Source organism: Streptomyces xingningensis (assembly GCF_054957865.1).
Genome location: NZ_JBDJPF010000083.1, coordinates 1 through 20,794 on the forward strand (window position 1 = coordinate 1; position 20,794 = coordinate 20,794).

19 protein-coding genes and 2 pseudogenes are annotated in these 20,794 nt (G+C 71.2%); 12 read left to right on the plus strand and 9 right to left on the minus strand.

The window, feature by feature from the left end; all coding sequences use genetic code 11:
* Nucleotides 1-866 precede the first annotated feature (866 nt).
* On the plus strand, nt 867-1,718 hold the full coding sequence (locus tag ABCR83_RS29430) for a helix-turn-helix domain-containing protein (protein WP_462698272.1): 852 nt from the start codon (nt 867-869) through the stop codon (nt 1,716-1,718).
* A gap of 11 nt (nt 1,719-1,729) precedes the next feature.
* The gene (locus ABCR83_RS29435) at nt 1,730-1,927 is read left to right on the plus strand and encodes a DUF397 domain-containing protein (protein ID WP_462698273.1); all 198 of its coding nucleotides are present in this window, start codon (nt 1,730-1,732) and stop codon (nt 1,925-1,927) included.
* A gap of 55 nt (nt 1,928-1,982) precedes the next feature.
* Here ABCR83_RS29435 and ABCR83_RS29440 read toward each other — a convergent pair whose 3' ends face one another.
* Complete coding sequence (locus ABCR83_RS29440; protein WP_462698274.1) at nt 1,983-2,654, minus strand: response regulator; 672 nt, start codon at nt 2,652-2,654, stop codon at nt 1,983-1,985.
* A gap of 390 nt (nt 2,655-3,044) precedes the next feature.
* On the opposite strand from ABCR83_RS29440, the gene ABCR83_RS29445 reads away from it, so the two are divergent.
* Together ABCR83_RS29445 and ABCR83_RS29450 are read left to right on the plus strand one after the other, a co-directional pair.
* Nucleotides 3,045-6,851 (plus strand): hypothetical protein, encoded by a 3,807-nt coding sequence (locus tag ABCR83_RS29445; RefSeq protein WP_462698275.1) that lies wholly within the window; start codon nt 3,045-3,047, stop codon nt 6,849-6,851.
* Nucleotides 6,848-7,207, plus strand: coding sequence for a DUF6086 family protein (locus tag ABCR83_RS29450; protein WP_462698276.1), 360 nt, complete (start codon nt 6,848-6,850; stop codon nt 7,205-7,207). The genes ABCR83_RS29445 and ABCR83_RS29450 overlap by 4 nt, the downstream gene beginning before the upstream one ends.
* 94 nt (nt 7,208-7,301) lie before the next feature.
* Here the strand turns inward: ABCR83_RS29450 and ABCR83_RS29455 are convergent, their stop codons facing one another.
* Nucleotides 7,302-7,655, minus strand: coding sequence for a helix-turn-helix domain-containing protein (locus ABCR83_RS29455; RefSeq protein ID WP_462698277.1), 354 nt, complete (start codon nt 7,653-7,655; stop codon nt 7,302-7,304).
* A 184-nt stretch (nt 7,656-7,839) separates the two neighbouring features.
* On the opposite strand from ABCR83_RS29455, the gene ABCR83_RS29460 reads away from it, so the two are divergent.
* Both ABCR83_RS29460 and ABCR83_RS29465 read left to right on the plus strand, forming a co-directional pair.
* Nucleotides 7,840-8,064 carry a hypothetical protein gene (locus tag ABCR83_RS29460; RefSeq protein ID WP_462698278.1) on the plus strand — a complete coding sequence of 75 codons (225 nt, stop codon included), beginning with the start codon at nt 7,840-7,842 and terminating at the stop codon, nt 8,062-8,064.
* The gene (locus ABCR83_RS29465) at nt 8,064-8,447 is read left to right on the plus strand and encodes a hypothetical protein (RefSeq protein WP_462698279.1); all 384 of its coding nucleotides are present in this window, start codon (nt 8,064-8,066) and stop codon (nt 8,445-8,447) included. Before ABCR83_RS29460 ends, ABCR83_RS29465 begins: the two co-directional genes overlap by 1 nt.
* Nucleotides 8,448-8,479: 32 nt before the next feature.
* On the opposite strand, the gene ABCR83_RS29470 is transcribed toward ABCR83_RS29465, so the two are convergent.
* Nucleotides 8,480-9,712, minus strand: coding sequence for a cytochrome P450 (locus tag ABCR83_RS29470; RefSeq protein ID WP_462698280.1), 1,233 nt, complete (start codon nt 9,710-9,712; stop codon nt 8,480-8,482).
* A gap of 232 nt (nt 9,713-9,944) precedes the next feature.
* Between ABCR83_RS29470 and ABCR83_RS29475 the strand changes: the two genes are divergently transcribed.
* The 3 genes from ABCR83_RS29475 (at nt 9,945) to ABCR83_RS29485 (ending at nt 11,831) form a co-directional block, all read left to right on the plus strand.
* The gene (locus tag ABCR83_RS29475; protein ID WP_462698281.1) at nt 9,945-11,114 is read left to right on the plus strand and encodes a steroid 3-ketoacyl-CoA thiolase; all 1,170 of its coding nucleotides are present in this window, start codon (nt 9,945-9,947) and stop codon (nt 11,112-11,114) included.
* An 85-nt stretch (nt 11,115-11,199) separates the two neighbouring features.
* Nucleotides 11,200-11,451: an antitoxin MazE7 gene (locus ABCR83_RS29480; RefSeq protein WP_462698282.1), complete on the plus strand. Its 252-nt coding sequence runs from the start codon at nt 11,200-11,202 to the stop codon at nt 11,449-11,451.
* Nucleotides 11,452-11,453: 2 nt separating this feature from the next.
* Nucleotides 11,454-11,831, plus strand: a complete 378-nt coding sequence (locus ABCR83_RS29485) for a toxin Doc (protein WP_462698283.1) — start codon at nt 11,454-11,456, stop codon at nt 11,829-11,831.
* 11 nt (nt 11,832-11,842) lie between these two features.
* Here ABCR83_RS29485 and ABCR83_RS29490 read toward each other — a convergent pair whose 3' ends face one another.
* From ABCR83_RS29490 to ABCR83_RS29510, 5 genes are read right to left on the minus strand one after another with little or no spacing between them, the layout of a single operon-like run.
* On the minus strand, nt 11,843-12,643 hold the full coding sequence (locus tag ABCR83_RS29490; protein WP_462698284.1) for an ECF transporter S component: 801 nt from the start codon (nt 12,641-12,643) through the stop codon (nt 11,843-11,845).
* Nucleotides 12,640-14,343 carry an ABC transporter ATP-binding protein gene (locus ABCR83_RS29495; protein WP_462698285.1) on the minus strand — a complete coding sequence of 568 codons (1,704 nt, stop codon included), beginning with the start codon at nt 14,341-14,343 and terminating at the stop codon, nt 12,640-12,642. Before ABCR83_RS29495 ends, ABCR83_RS29490 begins: the two co-directional genes overlap by 4 nt.
* Nucleotides 14,340-15,449: an energy-coupling factor transporter transmembrane component T gene (locus ABCR83_RS29500; RefSeq protein WP_462698286.1), complete on the minus strand. Its 1,110-nt coding sequence runs from the start codon at nt 15,447-15,449 to the stop codon at nt 14,340-14,342. Before ABCR83_RS29500 ends, ABCR83_RS29495 begins: the two co-directional genes overlap by 4 nt.
* Complete coding sequence (locus ABCR83_RS29505; RefSeq protein WP_462698287.1) at nt 15,446-16,123, minus strand: SCO2322 family protein; 678 nt, start codon at nt 16,121-16,123, stop codon at nt 15,446-15,448. Before ABCR83_RS29505 ends, ABCR83_RS29500 begins: the two co-directional genes overlap by 4 nt.
* Nucleotides 16,120-17,394: a prenyltransferase/squalene oxidase repeat-containing protein gene (locus ABCR83_RS29510; protein ID WP_462698288.1), complete on the minus strand. Its 1,275-nt coding sequence runs from the start codon at nt 17,392-17,394 to the stop codon at nt 16,120-16,122. Before ABCR83_RS29510 ends, ABCR83_RS29505 begins: the two co-directional genes overlap by 4 nt.
* Before the next feature lie 205 nt (nt 17,395-17,599).
* Between ABCR83_RS29510 and ABCR83_RS29515 the strand changes: the two genes are divergently transcribed.
* A complete protein-coding gene (locus ABCR83_RS29515) occupies nt 17,600-19,036 on the plus strand; it encodes an aldehyde dehydrogenase (protein ID WP_462698290.1) in 1,437 nt (478 codons plus the stop codon).
* The gene (locus ABCR83_RS29520; protein WP_462698289.1) at nt 19,036-19,272 is read left to right on the plus strand and encodes a ferredoxin; all 237 of its coding nucleotides are present in this window, start codon (nt 19,036-19,038) and stop codon (nt 19,270-19,272) included. Before ABCR83_RS29515 ends, ABCR83_RS29520 begins: the two co-directional genes overlap by 1 nt.
* A 1-nt stretch (nt 19,273) precedes the next feature.
* On the opposite strand, the pseudogene ABCR83_RS29525 reads toward ABCR83_RS29520, so the two are convergent.
* Nucleotides 19,274-19,427, minus strand: a pseudogene (locus ABCR83_RS29525) (DNA mismatch repair protein MutT); the annotation flags it as partial.
* Nucleotides 19,428-19,472: 45 nt separating this feature from the next.
* Here ABCR83_RS29525 and ABCR83_RS29530 point away from each other — a divergent pair.
* Nucleotides 19,473-20,612, plus strand: a pseudogene (locus ABCR83_RS29530) (UDP-N-acetylglucosamine--N-acetylmuramyl-(pentapeptide) pyrophosphoryl-undecaprenol N-acetylglucosamine transferase); the annotation flags it as partial.
* Nucleotides 20,613-20,794: the final 182 nt, after the last annotated feature.

Below are 20,794 nucleotides of genomic sequence, written 5' to 3' on the forward strand. Positions count from 1 at the left end.
CGGGCGCGCGCGCGGGGGCGGCCCGCCGCCCGCCCGCCCCCCCCCCCGGCCCCCCGCGCGGGCCCCCCCCCCCCCCCCCCCCCCCCCCCCCCCCCCCCCCCCCCGGGTTCCGGTTGTCGGGGGGTGGAAGCTTCTCCGGGGAGATCCGGGCTTATCCGGTCGACAGAGCGAACCAAACTCCCTTTGCTCCGACTCCTCCAAGCCCCGGATGCGTGCTTGGGTAAGTACCCCATCTGTCGGCCAGTGCGGCAACGAGCTGTAGACCGCGGCCGTGTTCTTCCTGCGATGCGACAGGGGGAGCAAGGCCGATAACGGGCTTGATCGGGCTGCCGTCGTAAACGGTCACGAGTACGAACCCGGGTTGGGCGGTGAGCCAGAGCAGGGAGCCCAACATGGGTGCGTAGACACATGCGTTGGTGACCAGTTCCGATGTACAGAGCGTCGCCGTGCCGATGAGCGCATCGAGCTCCAACGAGTGCAGCACCGACGCGACAAAGTCGCGTGCGATGCGCGGTGATGTGGGGAGGGCGGGGCAGAAGGCCGTGTACGAGTGGGGTACGGCCCCAGAGGGCCAGGCTGGCTGGGTCATGAGGGCGTGCCTCTCTGTGTGGTGGATTCCAGGAGTGGCAGCGAACAGGCACCCACTGTGCGGTGGCTTGACCCTCCGGCCTCGAGGGCTGCACTTCCGACTTACCGGCGACACGCATGAGTTGAGACAGCCGGATGCGGCCGCAATCCCACGTGAGAGGTGCGCCACAGACGATAGGGGTAATGGTTGATACGTATCAAGCTTTACCCACGGCTTGCCGGGACGGCCGCGGATCGTGGGAGGCTGGCATGCAGCAGTGGCTCATGGGGAGGACAGCATGCCGCCGAGGAACAACCCAACTGCGCGCCAGGTACGGCTCGGTGTGGAGCTGCGCAGGTTGCGGGAAGCCGCGGGAGTGACGGCACGTGATGCTGCTGCCCTGCTCGGTGCGAGCCAGACGCAGATCAGTCACATCGAGTCGGGTCGCTTCGGGATCAGCGAGGAGCGGCTTCGTCGGTTGGCGGCGCAGTATCAATGCGGCGATCGGCAACTCGTGGATGCGCTCGTCGGCATGACTGGCAAGCCGGGAGTCGGATGGTGGGAGAAGTACCGGGGTCTTGTGCCGCCACAGTTGCTTGACCTTGCAGAGCTGGAGCATCACTCTGCCCACCTAAGGTCAGTTGAAATCGCCCATATCCCCGGAGTTTTGCAAACCCGGGACCACGCGCGGGCGGTCTTTTCCTATGTCGGTGCCGAGTTGACCGCGGAGATCCTCGAGGCGTACATCGCCTTCCGGATGGAACGCCGGGCCGTCATCGAAGGCGTTGCAGCGGTCAGACTCGATGTGATCGTCCATGAGGCCGCGCTGCGTATCAGGGTTGGTGGCAGGCGGATCGCCAGGGCGCAGCTGGAGCACATCCTGTCGATGACGGAGCGGGGCAATGTGGATGTTCGCGTTGTTCCCTTCGATGCCGAGGACTTTGCGGGTGCTGGTAACTCCATGCTCTACATGGGCGGCGCAGTGTCGCAGCTCGACACGGTCCAGTTGGACACTGCACACGGCAATATCATCCTGGACGAAGCCTCACAACTGGTGCGATACCGGGGGCGGTTCGAAAGGGTCGGCAAGTCGGCGCTGGGTATCAACGAATCACGGGATGTGATCCATCGGATCGCACGGGAAATGTGAGAGGCCGAACCATGTCCTCAACTGTTGTATGGCAGAAGTCTTCTTACTCCAGCGGTGGAGAGCCGGAGAACTGTATCGAGGTCGGAAGATCCGCCGCCGTGATAGTCCTTCGAGAGAGCTCTGCCCCTTGCACCGTACTGGTCACGACGACACATCGGTTGGGCGATTTCATACGTCTGGTGAAAGTTGGCGTGGTCTTGGGCCTTTGACCGGGCAGACCGAGGAGCTGTCACTTCGGTGCGCCAGCCATACCTCTTGGGCCGCTCACTGGATCACGCCCGTTCGGGCGGCCAGCACCGCGGCCTGGACGCGGTTGGTCACGCCGAGTTTGGTGAGGACCGCTTTGACGTAGTCCTTGACGGTGGTGATGCTGATGTTCATCCGCTCGCCGATCTCCGCGTTGGTGAGGCCCTGGCCGAGGAGGCCGAGCGTCTGGCGCTCCCTTGCCGAGAGACGGTCGAGTCCGCACCGCTGGGCCATGGTCATGTCGCGGGGGTCATGCCGGCTCAGCAGGCGGATGAGGGGTGCGGAGAGGCATCCGGCCCCGGTGGCGAGGGCGCGTACCGAGCATGCCAGGACGTCCGGTTCGGTGTCCTTGAGCAGGAAGCCGGTGGCGCCCAGGCGGAGGGCCTCGCGGATGTGCCGGTCGTTGTCGATGCCGGTCAGGATCGCCACCTGGGGAGGCTTGTCCAGGCGGCGCAGCTGACGGAGCGCGGTGAGTCCTGCGGCGGCGGGGGTGTGCAGGCCGAGGAGGACCACGTCCGGCCGTTGTGAACGGGCGGTGGCGACGGCCTCGTCGGTCGGGCATGCGGCGGTTACGGTCATGTCGGCGACGGTGTTGAGCATCGTGCGGATACTGGCCCTGACCAGGACCTCGTCGTCGACGATCTGCACGGTTATGGCGGCAGTTGCTGTTGTCGCTGCGATGATTCCCACCCCCACGAGCCATGTGAGGTCTTTGCCTCGGAGCCTCGGCTGAGGGTAACCCCGATCGACGAGGTGTCGAGATCTTTTCTTTGCACGATCCTTGCACAAATGCGGAGTTGATACCCGCAAGCCCAGGGTGAGCGGCCCCCTCCTTGAGGAGGTACCGGTAGCCGGTCGCCGTGGATGAAGATCCGAATGTCTCCGTAGGTGCCGTCGGGACATGTGCCCAACTGTGGTGCACACGGGGATTGTTCATGATTCATCCCATCGGCGCGGCACCTGGAGAGTGGCAACGTGCGCAGAACGAGATTCAGAGGCGGAAAATCGGGCACTGGGGGCAGAACGCAACGCGTTCTGCCCCCAGTGCTACGAGGCATAGCCCTCGCCACGGTGGCGTCGATGACGCTGACCGTGGCTGCCGAAGCGGCACCATCGGACCCCCATAAGCGGACCTCGTCCAAGTCCCCCCACTTTCGCGCCGATGATGGCGACCCCAGCCCGAACGCCGGCCTGGGGACCCAGGTCCGCGAGGACCGTTGCCTGGTAGGGGGGCTCCTGAACCGGGGCGGAACCGAGACCAAGGCCACGGCGGAGAAGCTGCTCACCGGCTCGGAGAACGACCTCCATGAAGCCGTGAAAGGCGGACTGTGGTCATACGGCGGCCCGCTGCGCGAGGCTTCGTTCCGGGACGAGGACCAGATCAACTCCTATGTAAAGGTGTGGGATTCCCAGTACGACGACTGGGCGAAGACGGTCGAGCCGTTCCGCAAGACCTATTTGGAACAGAACGATCTGTATCGGGCCCCGGAGTTCGGTGACCCCATCCGCAAGTACCTCATCGAGTACATCCCCTTCCAGTACAGCCGGCCGGAGGAGTCCGCGGCGGCCAAGGAGCAGGCCCAGAAGGTTTCCGAAGGGCTCGACGAGTACGCGAAGAAGATCTACTTCCTGCTCGGTGCGGGGAGCGGCCCGGGTGACTACCGCGCGTTCATCGAACGCGGTGGCTATCTCCAGAAGGCTCCCGACGAGGGGACGGTCGAGTTCCGTACCGAGGCCGAGGCACTCAAGATGCGCTGGGCCGCGTGCGATGTCGGCACCCCCTTCGATCCATACAAGGTGATGGGCCCCGTCATCGGTGCCGCACATCAGGAATGGCAGGCGGAACTGGCCGGTCAGGCCAAGTCCCGGACCGCCATCGTCAATTCGCAGATACAGACCGTCCGCGATATGCGGACCGCCACGGACGCCATGGTCAAGGCCTCCGGGCAGGCGTGGATAGCGAATTCGATCCTCACCTGGCAGAAGTACCAGCAGGAGCAGCGACGCCACGGGAATTCGGTTCCCCCGGCATCCCTCTTCCGCCAGGCTGATGCGACCCTGAAGCAGGCCAAGACCCAGGCGGGTGCCGAGGCGAAGCGGGCGGGTCAGGCGGCGGCTTCGGCCAAGGCCGAGGCCGGGAAGGTCTCGGCGGCGCAGGACGAGGCGGCGCGGGCGGCGGATGCGGCCGGGGCGCCGCGGGGCCGGGGTCTGGAGTACGCCCAGCAGGCGGCGCAGATCGCCAAGGCCTCGGCGGCCGCGACGGAGGCCTCCTCCAAGGCGGCGCTGACGGCGTCCAAGGCGACCAATGCCACGGTCGGTGACAGCAAGACCCTTGCCTCGCTGGCGGAGACGCAGGCGCATGCGGTCCAGGCCGAGTACCACCGGGCTGCTGCGGAGGAAGCGGCTTCCCAGGCCAAGGCGGCGGCTGATTCGGCGGGCAGGCAGGCCGAGGAGGCCAAGGCGAACGCGGCCAAGGCGACGGCGGCCAAGGCGACGGCCGAGAAGGCCGAGACGACCGCGCGCGATGCGGCGAAGGACGCGAGCGAGAAGCGGGCCATCGCCGAGAAGGAGCGGGAGAACGCCCGTAAGTACCGGGCGGACGCCGACGCTCAGCGCAACAAGGCCGCCGAGGCCGACAAGCGGGCGCAGGAACAGAAGACCGTGGCCGCTGATGCGCGGGGCCGGGCGGACGGTGCCGGGCGCACGGCGGCCGAGAAGGCGACCGCGGCCGAGGACGCCGAAGACAGGGCGACACTGGCTCGCCAGAATGCGGAGGAGGCCGCCCGCAGGCAGAACGCAGCGGTGTCCCGCAGCAAGGCCCTGGAGGCCGCCGCGGCGGCGGCGGAGGGCACCGACGCTGCCAAGGACGCCAGAAGCGCGGCCAATGACGCCAAGGCGGATGCGGCCGAGGCCACGGACGCCGCGGCCAAGGCGCGCACGGCGGCGGACGAGGCGACCGACGCCGCGGTTGCCGCCAGGGCGGACGCGGTCAAGGCGAACGGGTCGGCGCAGCGGGCCCGCGCGGCATCCAACGGGGCCGCGGCCGACGCGGCCACCACGCGGGGCGCGGTGGCGACGGCGCATGCGGCGGCCGCGGACGCCATCGAGGCTTCCGAGCAGGCTGCCAAGAATGTCCGGAACGCCGAGAAGGAGGCCAAGAAGGCGGCGGAGCAGGCGGCCAAGGCCCGTACCGAGGCCAACTCGGCCCAGGACGAGGCCAAGAAGGCGGCGGCGACCAGCGCGGAAACGGCCGGACATGCATATGCGACGGCACAGGCCGCCGCCGATGCCCGTGATGCCGCGGCCGCGGTCGCCAAGCCGGCGGACATAGCCATCGGGCTCGGCAGCCCCTATCGGGAGTCCGATTCCTCGGCCGGGCTGGCCGTCATCGTCGGACAGACGTCCAAGTCCCTTGCGGAGCAGCAGGCTGCCGCGGCCAAGGCCAAGGCGGACGAAGCGGCCCGCGCGGCCAAGCAGGCCAGGGAGCTGGCGGCCAAGGCGGCCAAGGACGCCAAGGCGGCGGCCGAAGCGGCGGCGAAGGGCGCCGAGGACGCGGCCCGGGCGGCTCGGTACCTGTCGGAGGCACGCGGCTATGCGGCGCAGGCAACCGACGCCGCGGCGGCCGCCCTTCGGGCCGAGGCCAACGCCAAGAAGTACAACGAGCAAGCGAACAACGACGCTTTCGCGGCCGACGGAGCCGCCACTGGCGCGGAATCCGACGCGGCCGCGGCGCGCAACAGTGCCGACGACGCGGAGAAGGACGCCGGCAGTGCGCGCAGCGCGGCCACGTCCGCCGAGTCCGACGCATCGGCCGCCCGGGGTTCCGCCGACCGGGCGGACAAGTATGCGACGGCCGCGGAGGGTTCGGCGGCCAATGCCAGGGACGAGGCGGTCAAGGCCAACGCGGCGGCCACCAAGGCCGAGGCCGATGAGCGTGCCCGCCAGGAGGCGGAGCGCAAGAAGGCCATGGAAACCGGGGTGGTCGGGGTTCCCGGCGGCGCCGGGGCCGAGCCGGGCGCCGATGATGAGGCGCTTCTCCTCAAGGCCTGTGGCCAGACCTGTGTCGACGACTACCGGGCGGCCTACAAGGCCGCCTCGATGAGCGTTGTCGACTGGATCAAGGAGAACGGCGCCGATGTTCTGCTGGAGGTGCTGGGCGTCAAGAACGTCCAGCGGTGCTTCGGGCAGGGCGATGTCGAGAGCTGCCTGTGGGGTCTGGTCGACGTGGCCGGCTACTTCACGATCTTCCTGAAGTTCAAGTCGGTCGTCAGTGCCATCGCCAAGGTCGGTTCCGGTATTTCGCACTTCTTCGAGCGGGCCGAGTGGGGCAAGCGCACCCTCGACCGGCTGCGGAAGGTCGTCGAGAAGGCCAAGGCCGAGAAGCCCGCTCCGGAGAGGCCTCCGGGTTGCCTCAAGGCGGGCAACGGGGCCCGGGCGATGCACGGCGGCAACCGGAAGTCCGCTGCGAATGTCGATCCGTGCGGGGAGGTGACCTTCCCCCACAGCGGGGACCGGGCCAAGCTCGGTTCCGACGGGAAGTACCACCTCAACGAAGGTGACCGTAACTCGAAGATTGAAAACCCGGCGGACTTCTCCGACACCATCACCGACATCGATGTGATCGATGGTGGAGTGCTCTGGGAGGAGAAGGATGCCACCGACCCGAGGATCAATCCCGAAAACTGGGTGAACAAGCATGTCGGGAAGAAGGTCGCCAGCTACCTCAGGGCTCGCCAGTACATCAAGGACTATGAGACGGCTCCGATCGGCTTCTGGTTCGAAAAGCGCGGCACGAGTCAGGAGCTGCGTAGGCTGGTGGAGCAGCGGGTTCAGGAGCTGCGGGGTGAGTATCCCGAGGTCAAGATCTTGGTGAGGTGGACGGATTGAGCTATATCTTCCAAATCGAGGGCGAGACGGTCTGGAATCCCGGCCTCCGGGTGGGGCAGTTGTATGTTGCCGTGCTCGAGGCGGTCGCCGGTGTGCTGGAGAAGCCCAGTGGTCTGGGTCCCGATCTCGGGGAGCTGTATGAGATCGAGGTTCCCGAACTCGCCGCCCTGGTGAGGAAGATGCTGGCCTGGCGGACCGTCAGCAGCCATGGGCAGCTGTGGAGCCTGCTGGACGGGGTGCTGCCCATCTCCATCGCCGTGCTCGAGCGCGGCGGGGTGTCCGTCACCGGACAGAACGAGCGGCAGCGGGAGTACCTCGCCGAGGTGCACCGGATGCACATTCCCATGGAGAGCTGACCGCCTGGCCGGGTGGGAGCGGCGAGCGCGATTGCGGCGCTCGCCGCTCTTGTGGTTGTAGCGGTGCGGCTGTCTGGCCCGGCGGGCTTGTTCGCTACCCCTCGGGTCGGACCGTGTCGGCGCGGTGTGCGGTGAAGGAGCCCCGCGTGTTGCCGTTGTCCAGCGCGATATCGAGGGAGGTGTCGAGCGCCCGGGCCAGCCTGTTGAGCAGAGGCAGCGTGGGTATGGAGTCGGAGCCCTCGATGCGGGAGATGACCGGCCGGCTGAGGCCGGCGCGTACGGCGAGGTCGGCCTGGGTCAGCCCGAGCTCGGTCCGTCGGTGGTACACGGCCTGAGCGAGCGCCATGGACAGCCGGATCTCATGGCGTGCCGCAGTGACGTCATCCGGCTCGGTGAGCCCTTCGGCATACCGGCGCTCGCGCAGGGTCTTCCATCGGCTGTGATTCATCGTCAGGTCTCGCCTCCGAAGTGCCCAGAGCGCGGATGAGCTTGGTGAGCGGTGACAGCGTAGGGTCCGGGCCACTGTGGTGCTCCGTGTCAGGCGCCCTCGGCGCGCACCGGAGTAGGTGACAAGTGGCTATCCGGTTGACGGGAATCTCGCGGATGCCCCTAGCGATTGCTAGCCTCCGCTCATGGAAGCCAACCAGAGGCAGTTGAATGTCCGGGTGAAAGCCCGCACTCATGAATTGCTCAAGGCGCGGGCCGAGCGCAATGGGGTAACCGTTCAGGCGTACGTATCGGGGCTGGTCGAGAGTGAAGTCGATCCGGACCGTGAGTCCTTCGTTTCCGGCCTGACGGACGACGTGATCGCGTTGATGCCGGAGTTCGAGGAGGCATTCGGGGTGGGGCAGCGCTGATGTTCCTGCGTATCGATGCTCGCTGGATCGAGGAAACCCTCCAGCGGGTCGAGGAGCAGACCGGCAGGGAGATCGGCATCGACGACTGGGGTGCGCTCGCGGCTGCCGTGTACCGCCACATGTACGAACTCCACGCCGGGGAACCCTTCTACCTGGAGACCCCGGTCCGTGCTGCAGTGCTGCTGCAGATGTTTGTCGTGACCCAGCCGCTGAGCGATTACAACGGCGTGGTCGGTTCCGCGCTGGCGATGCGCTATATGGGACAGTCGGGCGAGCCCGTCAAGCCGCCCACCGGGGGCATGTCCGAGCTGGTCGACGGTCTGCGCGGCGGCAGCCTCACCTTGCGGGCGGCTGCGGGTCGGCTGCGGTCCTGGTCCGTGTGAGGGCTTTGTGATGGCTGTGATGGCGGACTCGGCTACCCGTACCGCACCCGCATCTCCTTGATCCCGTTCAGCCAGGCCGACCGCAACCGCCGTGGCTGGCCCGCGAGTTGGATCCCCGGCATGGTGTCCGCGATCGCGCCGAAGATGAGGTCGATCTCCAGTGCGGCCAGCGAGCGGCCCAGGCAGAAGTGGGGGCCGCCGCCGCCGAAGCCCAGGTGGGGGTTGGGGTCGCGGGTGATGTCGAAGGTCTCGGGGGAGGCGAAGACCTCGGGGTCGTGATTGGCGGAGGCATAGAAGAGGCCCACCCGCTGGCCCGCGTTGATGCGTACGCCGCCGAGTTCCGTGTCCCGGGTGGCGGTGCGCTGGAAGGCGGTGACCGGGGTGGCCCAGCGGACGATCTCCTCGGCGGTGGTGGCGGGGCGGGTGTGCCGGTAGAGGAGCCACTGGTCGGGGTGGGTGAGGAAGGCGTGCATGCCGTGGGTGATGGCGTTGCGGGTGGTCTCGTTGCCGGCGACGGCGAGGAGGAGGACGAAGAGGCCGAACTCGTCGGAGCGCAGATTGCCCTGGTCCTCGGCGGCCACCAGCTGGGTGACGATGTCCTGGGCCGGGCAGGCGGCCCGGGCCGTCGCCAGGGTCATCGCATAGCCGACGAGTTCGGTCGCGGCCTCGACGGAGGTGTCGTCGGTGACGGCCAGCTCGGGATCGTCATAGGCGATCATCTTGTTCGACCAGTCGAAGATCCGCGCCCGGTCCCGCTGGGGGATGCCGATGAGCTCGGCAATCGCCTGCAGCGGCAGTTCACAGGCGATGTCGGTGACGAAGTCGCCGCTGCCGTGGTCGAGTGCCGCGGTGACGATCGCCTGGGCTCGGGCGCGCAGCGCCGTCTCCAGGGCGCGGATGGCGCGCGGGGTGAAGCCGCGCTGGACGATCTGGCGGATACGGGTGTGCTCGGGCGGGTCCATATTGAGCATGATCAGCCGCTGGGCGTCGATGTTCTCGGGGCGGATGTGCTCATTGAAGCGGATGATCGAGGTGTTGAGGGCGGCGGAGAAGTCGTCCGGCCGCAGGGAGGCGTCCTTGACGTCCGCATGCCGGGTGACCACCCAGTACCCGTCGTCGGCAAAGCCCGCCACCCCGTGCGGCTGGGCGTTCCACCACACCGGGGCGGTGCGGCGCAGCAGCGCGAACTCGGGCAGCGGGACCCGCCGGTGGTACAGGCCCGGGTCGGTGAAGTCGAAGCCTTCGGGAAGGGCTGGGCAGGTCATCGATGACCACCCCATCGTCTGATGGGCCGTCAGAAGTGGGGTCCGACGCTAACCGTGGGACCGGAACCTGGCAAGGGAGGTGACGCCATCTGTTGCCCGAGGGCCACTTTGCGCAACCCTTGCGTACCGGGGGTTGCAGTCATAAGACTGCGCACAGAAGTGGAACTCGTACCAGTTCGGCCGAGGTTCGTGGGCGCCGGGTCGTCCCGCGGACGCGAGGAGAGGACGAGCCATGGCCGCCGAGCCCGTCATCGTCGAAGCCGTACGCACCCCCATCGGCAAGCGCGGGGGCGCGCTGGCCAATCTCCATCCCGCCTATCTGCTGGGGGAGACCTACCGGGAAGTCCTGGCCCGCACCGGCATCCAGCCCGACTGCGTCGAGCAGATCGTCGGCGGCACGGTCACCCACGCCGGCGAGCAGTCGATGAACCCGGCGCGCACCGCCTGGCTCGCGATGGGCCTGCCGTATGAGACCGCGGCCACCACCGTGGACTGCCAGTGCGGCTCCTCCCAGCAGGCCAACCACCTGGTCGCCAACATGATCGCGGGCGGGGTCATCGACATCGGCATCGGCTGTGGCGTCGAGGCCATGTCACGCGTCCCGCTGGGCAGCGGATCCAGACACGGCCCGGGCCGGCCCTTCCCGGACGAGTGGAACGTCGACCTCCCCAACCAGTTCGAGGCCGCCGAGCGGATCGCCCGCAAGCGCGGACTGACCCGCGAACACGTCGACGCCCAGGGCCTGCGTTCGCAGGAGCGGGCGGCCCGGGCCTGGGCCGAGGAGCGCTTCAAGCGGGAGACCTTCGCGGTCCAGGTGCCGACGACCGAGGAGGAACAGCTCACCGGGCAGGGCATGTGGCGGCTCGTCGACCGGGACGAGGGATTACGGGACACCAGCATGGAGGCGCTCGCCGGGCTCAAGCCGGTGATGCCGACGGCCGTCCACACGGCGGGCAACTCCGCACAGATATCCGACGGCGCCGCCGCTCTGCTGTGGGCGTCCAAGCGGATGGCCCGCGCCCTGAAGCTGCGACCGCGGGCGCGCATCGTCGCCCAGGCGCTGGTCGGCAGCGACCCGCACTTCCACCTCGACGGGCCGGTCGACGCCACCCGGGCGGTGCTGGGGAAGGCGGGGATGTCGCTGCGGGACATCGACCTGGTGGAGATCAACGAGGCCTTCGCCTCGGTGGTGTTGTCCTGGACGCGGGTCTTCGAGCAGGACCTGGAGAAGGTCAATGTCAATGGCGGCGCGATAGCGCTGGGGCATCCGGTCGGGGCGACCGGCGCCCGGCTGATCACCACCGCGCTGCATGAACTGGAGCGCAGGGACGGGGAGTTCGCGCTGATCACGATGTGCGCGGGCGGGGCGCTGGCGACGGGGACGATCATTCAGCGGCTGTAGGTGGCGTGCGTGTCCGGGGTACCCGAAAGAGTGCTTCTCCCGCCGTGGGTATTCGTGGAGGTAGTGGCGGGCGCATACTCGGGGCATGACTGACACCACTGTCAAGATCGATACCGAGACGCGGGACCGTTTCGCGGCCTTGGCCGCTGCCCGCAACATGAGCGTTCGAGCCTACCTTGCGCAGCTGGCGGTCGAGGAAGAGAACCAGCAGGGCCTGCGCCAGGCCACTGACGCATTCCGCGAAGCCATCGCGCGACCCGGGTTCGCCGAGGCATTCGACCGCGACTTCGGTCCCGTCCCTTCCACCGTCGCATCGGCTGACCGCAGGGCGGCCTGACCTTGGAACTGCTCATCGACCATCGTTGGCTTCTCGAGCGCCAGGAAGAGCTGCTCGGCAAGAACCTCGAGGTACGCGACTATTCGGGGCTGGCCGCCGCCGTGGCCAGGCACCGGGTGAACACCCCGAGCCTGGACGAGGACTCACCGGACACCTATTGGCGTGCGGCGGCGCTGTTCGACGCGATAGTGCTGTTGCGGCCGCTGCCCGCCCGCAATGAATTCTTTGGCTACGGCGTTGCCGTGGCGTACATCCGAGCGTCCGGCGAAACGGTCGATGCCCCATACGAGCAATGGAAGCAACTGATCGACGACGTCCGGGCCTTGCGGCTCACCGTCTACGACATCGCCAGCCGCCTTCGGTCCTGGCAGCTGGGCTGAACCGCAGCCTCCTACCCCGCCTCCCCGAACCCCACCGGTGCGTCGAAGGCCGCTCGTCGGGTCGCCCGGCGCAGCGCCTTGAGGACCACCGGGCCCAGGGTCAGGGTGGCGGTGAGGGTGACCAGGGCGCGCGGGAGGTCCCAGCCCAGGGAGGTGGCGAGGCAGTAGGTGAGGAAGCGGGCCAGATTGTCGGGGAGCGGGTCGCCGGGGACGAAGGAGATGCCGGAGGCGAGGGAGCCGATATAGGGCCAGCCCTGGAGGTTCATCACCGCGCCATAGAGGACGGAGGCCACCGCGCCATAGGCCGCGAGCATCGCCAGCTCGGCGCGTCCGCGCAGCCGGCCGGGGCCGGGGAGCAGGCCGGCGCCCATGGAGACCCAGCCCATGGCCAGCATCTGGAACGGCATCCAGGGGCCGACGCCACCCGTCAGCAGGGCCGAGGCGAACATCGAGAGCGCGCCCAGGACGAAGCCGAAGCCCGGGCCGAGGACCCGCCCGGACAGCACCATCAGGAAGAACATCGGCTCGATGCCCGCCGTTCCGGCGCCCAGCGGCCGTAGCGCCGCGCCCGTCGCCGCCAGTACGCCGAGCATGGCGATGGCCTTGGCGTCGAGGCCGGTGTCGGCGATCGTCGCGACCGCCACCGCGAGGAGCAGCGGGAGCAGGGCGGCGAAGAGCCAGGGCGCGTCCTGGGAGTGGGCGAGGCCGGAGTCGGCGGCCAGCAGCGGCCAGCCGAAGGCGGCCACGCCGGTCAGCGAGACCAGGGTGAGCGCCACGACCGAGCGCGGGCCCAGCCGGACGGCCCGGGTCATGGCGTTCCCTCCAGCGCTTCCAGCGCGCCCCGCACCTGCGGCACCGTGAGCCAGGGCAGCGGAGCCAGGATCTTGGCGACCTGGGGGGCGAACGCGGGCGAGGAGACCACGACCTCGGCCGTCGGGCCGTCCGCGACGACCTCGCCCTCGGCGAGGATGACCACCCGGTGCGCCAGTTCGGCGGCCAGTTCCACATCGTGCGTCGCCAGCACGATCGCATGGCCCTCGCCCGCCAGCGAGCGCAGGATTTCGACCAGGCGGGCCTTGGCCGCGTAGTCCAGACCCCGGGTCGGCTCGTCCAGCAGGAGCAGCGGCGGCCGGGCGGTGAGCACCACGGCGAGGGCGAGCGCCAGCCGCTGGCCCTCGGAGAGGTCGCGGGGGTGGGTGGTGTCGGGGACATCCGGCAGCAGCTCGGTGACCAGCGCCCGGCAGGTGCCCGGCGCGGCGTCCGCGTCGCGGTCGGCGGCGGCGCACTCGGCGGCCACCGTGTCCGCGTAGAGCAGGTCGCGGGGCTCCTGCGGCACCAGGCCGACCCGGCGCAGCAGTTGGCGCGGGCCGGTGCGGTGCGGGACGAGCCCGCCCACCAGCGCGGTGCCCCGCGCGGGCCGGTGCAGGCCCACCAGGGTGCGCAACAGGGTGGACTTTCCCGCCCCGTTGCGGCCCATCAGCGCCACGGCCTCCCCGGCCCGCACCGTCAGGCGGATCTCGCGGAGCGCCTGGTGCCGGTCGTGGTGCACCCAGAGCCCGGTGGTCTCGGCGGCGGGCGGCACGGCCTCGGCCGCCGGGCGCCGGGCCCTCGGCAACAGGCCGCCGCGCGGGCGGGGTTGGGGCAGCACGGGCGCCGAGGGTATCGCGGGCGGTGCGGGCGCGGCCGGGGGCGGCGCGGCGGCCAGCCGCTCGCGCAGCGGCGCGGCCCTGCGGCGCGCATCGCGCACCGACAGCGGCAGCGGCGACCAGTGCGCGATCCGGCCCAGGGCGACGACCGGCGGATGGACCGGCGAGCGGGCCATGATCTCGGCCGGGTCGCCGATGAGCGGGGCCGCGCCGGGCGCGGGGAGCAGGATGACCTGGTCCGCGTACTGCACCACGCGTTCCAGCCGGTGCTCGGCGAGCAGCACGGTGGTGCCCAGGTCGTGGACCAGCCGCTGCAGCACCGCGAGCACCTCCTCGGCGGCGGCCGGGTCCAGGGCGGAGGTCGGTTCGTCCAGGACCAGCACCTTGGGGTGGGTGGTGAGCACCGAGCCGATGGCGACGCGCTGCCGCTGCCCGCCGGAGAGCGTGGCGATGGCCCTGGCCCGCAGGTCGGCGAGGCCGAGCAGGTCGAGGGTCTCCTCGACGCGGCGGCGCATGGTGTCGGCGGGCAGGCCGAGGGATTCCATGCCATAGGCCAGCTCGTCCTCGACGGTGTCGGTGACGAAGTGGGCCATCGGATCCTGCCCCACCGTGCCGACCACATCGGCCAGTTCGCGCGGCCGGTGGGTGCGGGTGTCACGGCCCGCGACGGTGACCCGGCCGCGCAGGGTGCCGCCGGTGAAGTGCGGCACCAGGCCGCTGACCGCGCCGAGCAGGGTGGACTTGCCGACCCCGGAGGGGCCCACCAGCAGGCACAACTCGCCCTCGGGGACGGTGAGTCCGACGTTCCGCAGGGTGGGGGTGGGGGCGCCGTCGTAGGTGACGGAGACCTGGTCGAAGCGGATCACTGCGGGGGGTCTCCTTCGGGGGCGCGGTGGTCGCCCGGAGCAGGTGCCAGCAACGCGGGCGCCAGCCCGAGCAGCAGCGCGGCGGCGGGCCACAGCGGCAGCGTGGGTGCGGTGAGCGGCACGGCGGGCGGATGCAGGGCCGTTGCCTCGGCCGAGCCCGTCCAGACCAGCAGCACGGCCACCGCCGCGCCCGAGCCCGACACCAGCCACTCCCGCGGGCCCCAGCGGTCCGGGCGGTAGCGGGTGCGGACCGAGCGGCGCCCGCCCAGCCGGAGCCCGGCGAGCGCGCCGAGCAGTCCGGCCAGCAGCAGCGGCAGCCCGTAGCCGGCGCCCTGGTCGGCCAGCACCCCGTAGGTGCCGGCGCAGATGCCCAGCAGGCCGCCCAGCGTCAGGGCCGAGGTGGTGTGCCGGACCGCGCGCGGGACCTCGGCGCTGCGGCCGTAGCCGCGCGCGTCCATCGCCGCCGCCAGGGCGACCGACCGCTCCAGCGCACCCTCCAGCACCGGCAGCCCGACCTGGCGCAGGGCGGCCGGGCCACGGTCCGGGCGGCCCCGCAACCGCCGTGCGGCACGCAGCCGTTGGACGTCCGCGACCAGGTTGGGTGCGAAGGTCATGGCGACGACCACCGCGACCCCCGCCTCGTACAGCGCGCCCGGCAGGGACTTCAGCAGCCGGGCCGGACTGGCCAGCGCGTTGGCCGCGCCCACGCAGGTCAGCAGGGCGGCCAGCTTCAGCGCGTCGTACAGCGCGAAGACCAGCCCCTCGGCGGTGACCCGCCCGCCGATGCGCACCCCGCGCGCCCAGTCGGGCAGCGGTACCTCGGGCAGGGTGAGGACGGTGTGGGTGCCGGGAATGGGCGAGCCCAGCAGCACGGCGAAAACCAGCCGGATGGCGATCACGGCCACACCCAGCTTGAGGAACGCCCCGTAGGAACGCGCCCAGGGCGCCCGGGTGCGCCGGGCCGCCACCACATATCCGGCGACGGCGGTCAACAGGCCCAGCAGCAGCGGGTTGGTGGTGCGGGAGGCGGCGGCCGCCAGCCCCAGCGCCCAGATCCACCACGCGCCCGCATGCAGCTCGCGGGTGCGCCCGTACGGGCCGCTCATCCGCGCCGGCGGCGGGTCTGCCAGATGGCGGCGGCGCCGAGGACGACCACGGCGGCGGCACCGGCGATCAGACCGACGGACGGGCCGCCGTCCCCGCCGCCACCGCCATCCCCGGTGTCCGTGGAGTCCCCGCCGCCTGCGGAGTCCTTCCGCGCGCCGACCTGCTCGCCGCAGCCGGTCTTCGGGTAGCCGGCGATGGCGCACAGCAGCGCCGAGGAGTCGTAGCGCAGCGGCCCCGCGACCGCCGCCAGCGCATCACCGGCGCTCGCATCCGTGCCGACCCGCGCACAGGCGGTACGGGCCGGGGGCGGGGCTTCGCCGCCGGGAGCGTCGGCGGGGGTGCCGAAGTCGAGGACCACCGCCACCCGCTTGCTGCCGTCCTTGGCCGGGGTGCGGTCGCAGACCGCGGGGAAGCCGGGCGCGGTGCGGGGCGCGGCCGCGTTCGCGGAGTCGGCGCTCACGGCGAAGCGGAAGCCGACCGTATCGCCGTCGCCGGGCCGTGCCTGGGACGGGCCCTGGGTGGCGTAGGTCCAGCCCTTGCCGCCGCCGGACTGCCAGAACGACCAGTAGCGGTAGCCGACCGCCTGCGCGGGTGCGCCGAGGAGCACGGTGAGCAGCCCGGCGATCAGCAGGGCGCCGGCCGCGCGGAGGGTGCGTATGGGTACCGCCGTCACGGCTGCTTCTTCCGGCGGCTGCTGATCAGGAAGCCGACGCCGATGCTGGCGACGAAGAAGACGCCCACGAACCACCAGACGCTGAAGGTGGTGCCGCTCTCGTCCTTCTTCTCCTCGGCGTTGGCCGCCGCGGTGTCCGGCTTGGGGCCGGTCGCGTTCAGCTGGGACACCAGGTCGGTGCCGCCGAAGTCGCGGGGGTCGGCGCCCGCGGCATGGGCCGCGAGCACCAGCTTGGCGAGCCGGGCCGGGTCGCCCTTGCCCGAGTCGCCCCTGGCCCACTCGGCCGCCTTGGAGTCCTTGGACCGGAGCCACTTCAGGGGCCCCGCCGCGGCCGTGCGGTGGCCGCCCGCGGCCAGCGCGAGGACGGCATCGGCGGTGCTGCCGAAGTCGGGGCCCTTGGGGGCGCCGGGCATGGCGGACTCGAGGTGCCCGCCGCTCGCGTCCAGCCGCTTCGCCAGGTAGGCGGCCGCGGCGTCGGCGGCGGCCGGGGCGTCCTTCGGCTTGGGCCTGTCGTTTCCGCTGGGGCAGTCGAAGGCCTTGACCGGCTTGTCGTCCTGGCCCGCGGGCTGGACGAGGAAGCCGTGCCCCTGGGCGGCGAGCAGGGCGGCGGCGGTGGCGGAGTCGTTGGCGGGCAGCTCGCCCTTCTGGGGCGCCCAGGCGAAGGCGCCGGTCCCCTTGGTGCCGGTCTCCTTGGTGCCGCAGCCCAACTGCAGGGACAGCAGGGCGTCGTACGGGCTCTTGCCGCTCTTGGCCGTGGCCTTCGCCGGGTCCTGGTTGGCGGCCGCGAAGGCGCCGATGGCGGCGGCGGTGGAGTTGGCGTTGCTGATCGCGCCGGGGTTCATGCCCCAGCCGCCGTCGGTGTTCTGGTGGGCCTTGAGCCAGTCGAGGCCCTTCCGCACGTTTTCGCTGCGCCCGCCGACGGCGGCCAGGGCCTGCACGGCGGTGGCGGTCTGGTCGGTGAACTCGTCCTTCTGCGGATCACAGGGCTTGGTGGTGTCGGCCCGGTACCCGGGGTAGCCGCCGTCGGCGCACTGCTGGCCGGCCAGCCAGTCGACGGCCTCCTTGGCGGGAGTGACATCGGTCGCGTTCTGGGCGAGGAAGGCGAGGGACTGGCGGAAGACGCCGTCGAACTTGGGATCCGTGCTGCCGTACAGCGCGGAGGCCCGGGACCCCGGAGTGGCGTCGGCGAAGGCGCTGGGCGCGGCAATGCCGCCCAGCAGCACGAGGGCGGTGGCCGCGAGGGCCCGGCGGGCGGCGGGGTGGGGAACCATGGGTGGGTGCCTCTCGGTGGTGTTGCCGGGCCGCCGGGCCGCTGCGCGGGGCTGCTGGGTGAGTTTGTCCCCGGCATTTTACCGGGCGCCGCCGGGTGGGCTGCCCCGCGGGCCATTGTCCGGCCGGGGTGGAGCTGGTATCACAACTGACGTGGCGTCAGATATCGAGTATGGACAGCAGCAACGGCTCTTCATCGGCGGGGTGATGGCCGAGCCCGCCTCCCGGGCGGTCATCGACGTCGTCTCGCCGCACACCGAGCAGGTCATCGGCCGGGTGCCGCACGCTTCCCCGGCCGACGTCGACCGGGCCGTGCGGGCGGCCCGCGCGGCGTTCGACGACTGGGCCGGGCGGCCGCTCGCCGAGCGGATCGAGATCGTCACCCGGATCAAGGACGGTCTGACCGCCCGGCACGCGGAGATCGCCGAGCTCATCTCCGCCCAGAACGGCTCGCCCTGCTCCTGGAGCGTCCTGGCGCAGGCGCTGGGCGCGGTCATGGTGTGGGACGGCGCGATCAGGGTCGCCCGGGACTTCCCGTACGAGGAGCGGCGGGCCGGTGCGCTCGGGCCGCTGCTGGTGCGCCGCGAGCCGGTCGGGGTGGTGGCGGCCGTGGTGCCGTGGAACGTACCGCAGTTCACGGCCGCCGCGAAGCTCGCGCCCGCGCTGCTCGCGGGCTGCCCGGTGGTGCTCAAGCCCGCGCCGGAGACCCCGCTGGACTCCTGCCTGCTGGCGGAGATCGTCACCGAGGCGGGGCTGCCGGAGGGGGTGCTGTCGATCCTGCCCGCGGGGCGGGAGACCGGCGAGTACCTGGTCGGCCACCCCGGCATCGACAAGGTGTCGTTCACCGGGTCGGTCGCCGCCGGCCGCCGCGTCATGGCGGCCGCCGCGCGCCACCTCACCCGGGTCACGCTGGAACTGGGCGGCAAGTCCGCCGCGATCGTCCTGCCGGACGCCGATCCGGACGCGGCCGTCGCCGGCATCGCGCCCAACGCCTGGCTGAACAACGGCCAGGCGTGCGTGGCGCAGACCCGGGTGCTGGTGCCGCGCGACCGCTACGCCGACTACGCCGACCGCTTCGCGGCCGCCGCCGACGCGCTGATCGTCGGCGATCCGCTGGACCCGGCCACCCAGATCGGCCCGCTGGTGACCCGGCGGCAGCGGGAACGGTCGCTGGAGTACGTCGGCCTCGGACGGCGGGAGGGCGCCAAGGTGCTGGCGGGCGGCGGACGGCCCACCGAGCCCGGCACCGGCTGGTACGTGGAGCCGACACTCCTCGGCGACGTCCGGAACACCATGCGGGTCGCCCGGGAGGAGATCTTCGGGCCGGTGGTCTGCCTGCTGCCCTACGAGGGCGAGGAGGAGGCGGTCCGCATCGCCGACGACTCCGACTACGGCCTGTCCGGCAGCGTCTGGACGGCCGATGACCAGCGGGGCATCGACATCGCCCGGCGGGTGCGTACCGGTACGTACTGCGTCAACACCTTCAGCCTCGACGTACTGGGGCCGTTCGGCGGCTACAAGAGCTCAGGCCTCGGGCGGGAGTTCGGGCCGGAGGGCTTCGCGGAGTACCTGGAGCACAAGATGATCCACCTGCCGCGCGGCCATGGGGCGGTGGACTCGCGCGGCCACGAGGCGGTGGAGTGATGCCCGCCGCCCGCTGGCGCATCGAGGTGGACCGCGGGGCGTGCGTGGGGTCGGGACAGTGCGCGGCACTGGCACCCGCCGCGTTCCGCCTGGACCCGGCGCACAAGTCCCGCCCGGTGGCGCCGGAGGTGGCGGTGTCGGAAGAAGTCCGGGAGGCCGCCGAGGGCTGCCCGGTGGAGGCAATCGCGATCCGGGTGGCGGGGACGGGGGAGCGGGTGTTCCCGGAGGGGGGTTGAGGCGTACCTCGCCGTCGTTGTACGCGATGATGTGGCGCGGGTCCATGGCACCCGCCCGGAAGTGCCCACAGGTCGTTGTCTCTGCGGCGTTGGATGAGGATACGGCCTTGGCCATCGGCAACGACCCATCCCCGCCCCAGCGCCAACCTGACCAAGTCCTATTTAGTTCCAAGTCCGTTGAAGCCAGTAGGGTGCGCCAGGTGAAGAGTGAACACCGCTCCACCGACGCCTTCCGTCTCATTGTCACGGGGGGAGGCACCGGCGGCCACACTTACCCGGCGCTCACCGCGATCCGCACCCTGCAGAATCGGCTGTCGGCCGATGCCAGAACCCTCGACGTCCTGTGGATCGGCACTGCCGATGGCCTGGAGGCACGTGTCGCGCCTGCTGAAGGCGTCGCGTTCGCCACGGTGGCCACGGGGAAGATCCGCCGCTCAAGCAACCCGCTCAAGATGATGTCGGCGGCGAACATGAAGGACATGGCCCGGGTCCCGCTCGGCGTGGCCCAGGCGAGGAAGCTGGTCGCGGACTTCCGGCCGGACGTGGTCCTCGCCACCGGCGGCTATGTCGCCGTCCCGGCCGGCCTGGCCGCCCGTATGTGCCGGCGCCCGCTGGTGCTGCACGAACAGACGGTGCGCCTGGGCCTGGCCAACCGGAAGCTTGCAGGCTCGGCAACGCGGATCGCGGTGTCATCGGAGTCCACGGTGCCCCTCCTGCCAGAGGCGGTACGCGGCGCGGCAGTCGTCACCGGCAACCCGATCCGGCCTGAGGTGCTGGCCGGGCGCCCGGACAAGGCAGTGGAAGCCTTGGGTCTGCACGGCTTCGACCGGCGGCTGCCGACCGTGTACGTCACCGGCGGCGCGCAGGGTTCCCAGCAGATCAACGGCATCGTTCGAGACGCGCTGCCCTGGCTGCTGGAGCGGGCGAACGTGATCCATCAGTGCGGCCCGGACAACGTCGAGGAGCTTCGGCGGCACGTAGCGGCCCTGCCCGCGCCGACGGCCGGCCGATACTACCTCGCCGGGTTCGTCGGCCCGGAGCTCCCCGACGTCCTGGCGCTCGCGGACGTCGTCGTGTCGAGGAGCGGGGCCGGGACGCTGGCCGAGCTGACCGCCCTCGGTAAACCGGCCGTTTTCGTCCCCCTCGCTTCCTCGGCAGGGAACGAACAGGCGCACAACGCCCGCCACTTGGAGGAGGCCGGGGCCGCCGTCGCCCTGCTCGGCGACGTCACCGCCAGCCGGCTCCGGGACGCGGTGAGCCCCCTCCTCACCGATCCCGCGCGCCGGGCGGCGATGGCAGAGCGGGCCCGGGCTCACGGGCGAGCGGGCGCGGGGGGCCGGGGGGGGGGGGGGGGGGGGGCGCGCCCCGCCCGGCGGGGGGGGCGGGGGGGGGGCCGGGCGGGGGGGGGCGCCCGGCCGCGCGCGCCCGGCCCGCGGGGGCGGGGGGGGGGGGGCCGCGGCCCGCCCCCCCCCCCGCCCCCCCCCCCCCGCCCCCCGCCCCCCCCCCCCCCCCCCCCCCCCCC

Coding starts and splice junctions, on each gene's coding strand:
- ABCR83_RS29480 (WP_462698282.1), top strand. CDS start 11,200: ATGACTGACACCACTGTCAAGATCGATACCGAGACGCGGGACCGTTTC.
- ABCR83_RS29510 (WP_462698288.1), bottom strand. CDS start 17,394: ATGGTTCCCCACCCCGCCGCCCGCCGGGCCCTCGCGGCCACCGCCCTC.
- ABCR83_RS29500 (WP_462698286.1), bottom strand. CDS start 15,449: ATGAGCGGCCCGTACGGGCGCACCCGCGAGCTGCATGCGGGCGCGTGG.
- ABCR83_RS29465 (WP_462698279.1), top strand. CDS start 8,064: ATGTTCCTGCGTATCGATGCTCGCTGGATCGAGGAAACCCTCCAGCGG.
- ABCR83_RS29515 (WP_462698290.1), top strand. CDS start 17,600: ATGGCCGAGCCCGCCTCCCGGGCGGTCATCGACGTCGTCTCGCCGCAC.
- ABCR83_RS29460 (WP_462698278.1), top strand. CDS start 7,840: ATGGAAGCCAACCAGAGGCAGTTGAATGTCCGGGTGAAAGCCCGCACT.
- ABCR83_RS29475 (WP_462698281.1), top strand. CDS start 9,945: ATGGCCGCCGAGCCCGTCATCGTCGAAGCCGTACGCACCCCCATCGGC.
- ABCR83_RS29520 (WP_462698289.1), top strand. CDS start 19,036: ATGCCCGCCGCCCGCTGGCGCATCGAGGTGGACCGCGGGGCGTGCGTG.
- ABCR83_RS29445 (WP_462698275.1), top strand. CDS start 3,045: ATGACGCTGACCGTGGCTGCCGAAGCGGCACCATCGGACCCCCATAAG.
- ABCR83_RS29470 (WP_462698280.1), bottom strand. CDS start 9,712: ATGACCTGCCCAGCCCTTCCCGAAGGCTTCGACTTCACCGACCCGGGC.
- ABCR83_RS29490 (WP_462698284.1), bottom strand. CDS start 12,643: ATGACCCGGGCCGTCCGGCTGGGCCCGCGCTCGGTCGTGGCGCTCACC.
- ABCR83_RS29435 (WP_462698273.1), top strand. CDS start 1,730: ATGTCCTCAACTGTTGTATGGCAGAAGTCTTCTTACTCCAGCGGTGGA.
- ABCR83_RS29430 (WP_462698272.1), top strand. CDS start 867: ATGCCGCCGAGGAACAACCCAACTGCGCGCCAGGTACGGCTCGGTGTG.
- ABCR83_RS29455 (WP_462698277.1), bottom strand. CDS start 7,655: ATGAATCACAGCCGATGGAAGACCCTGCGCGAGCGCCGGTATGCCGAA.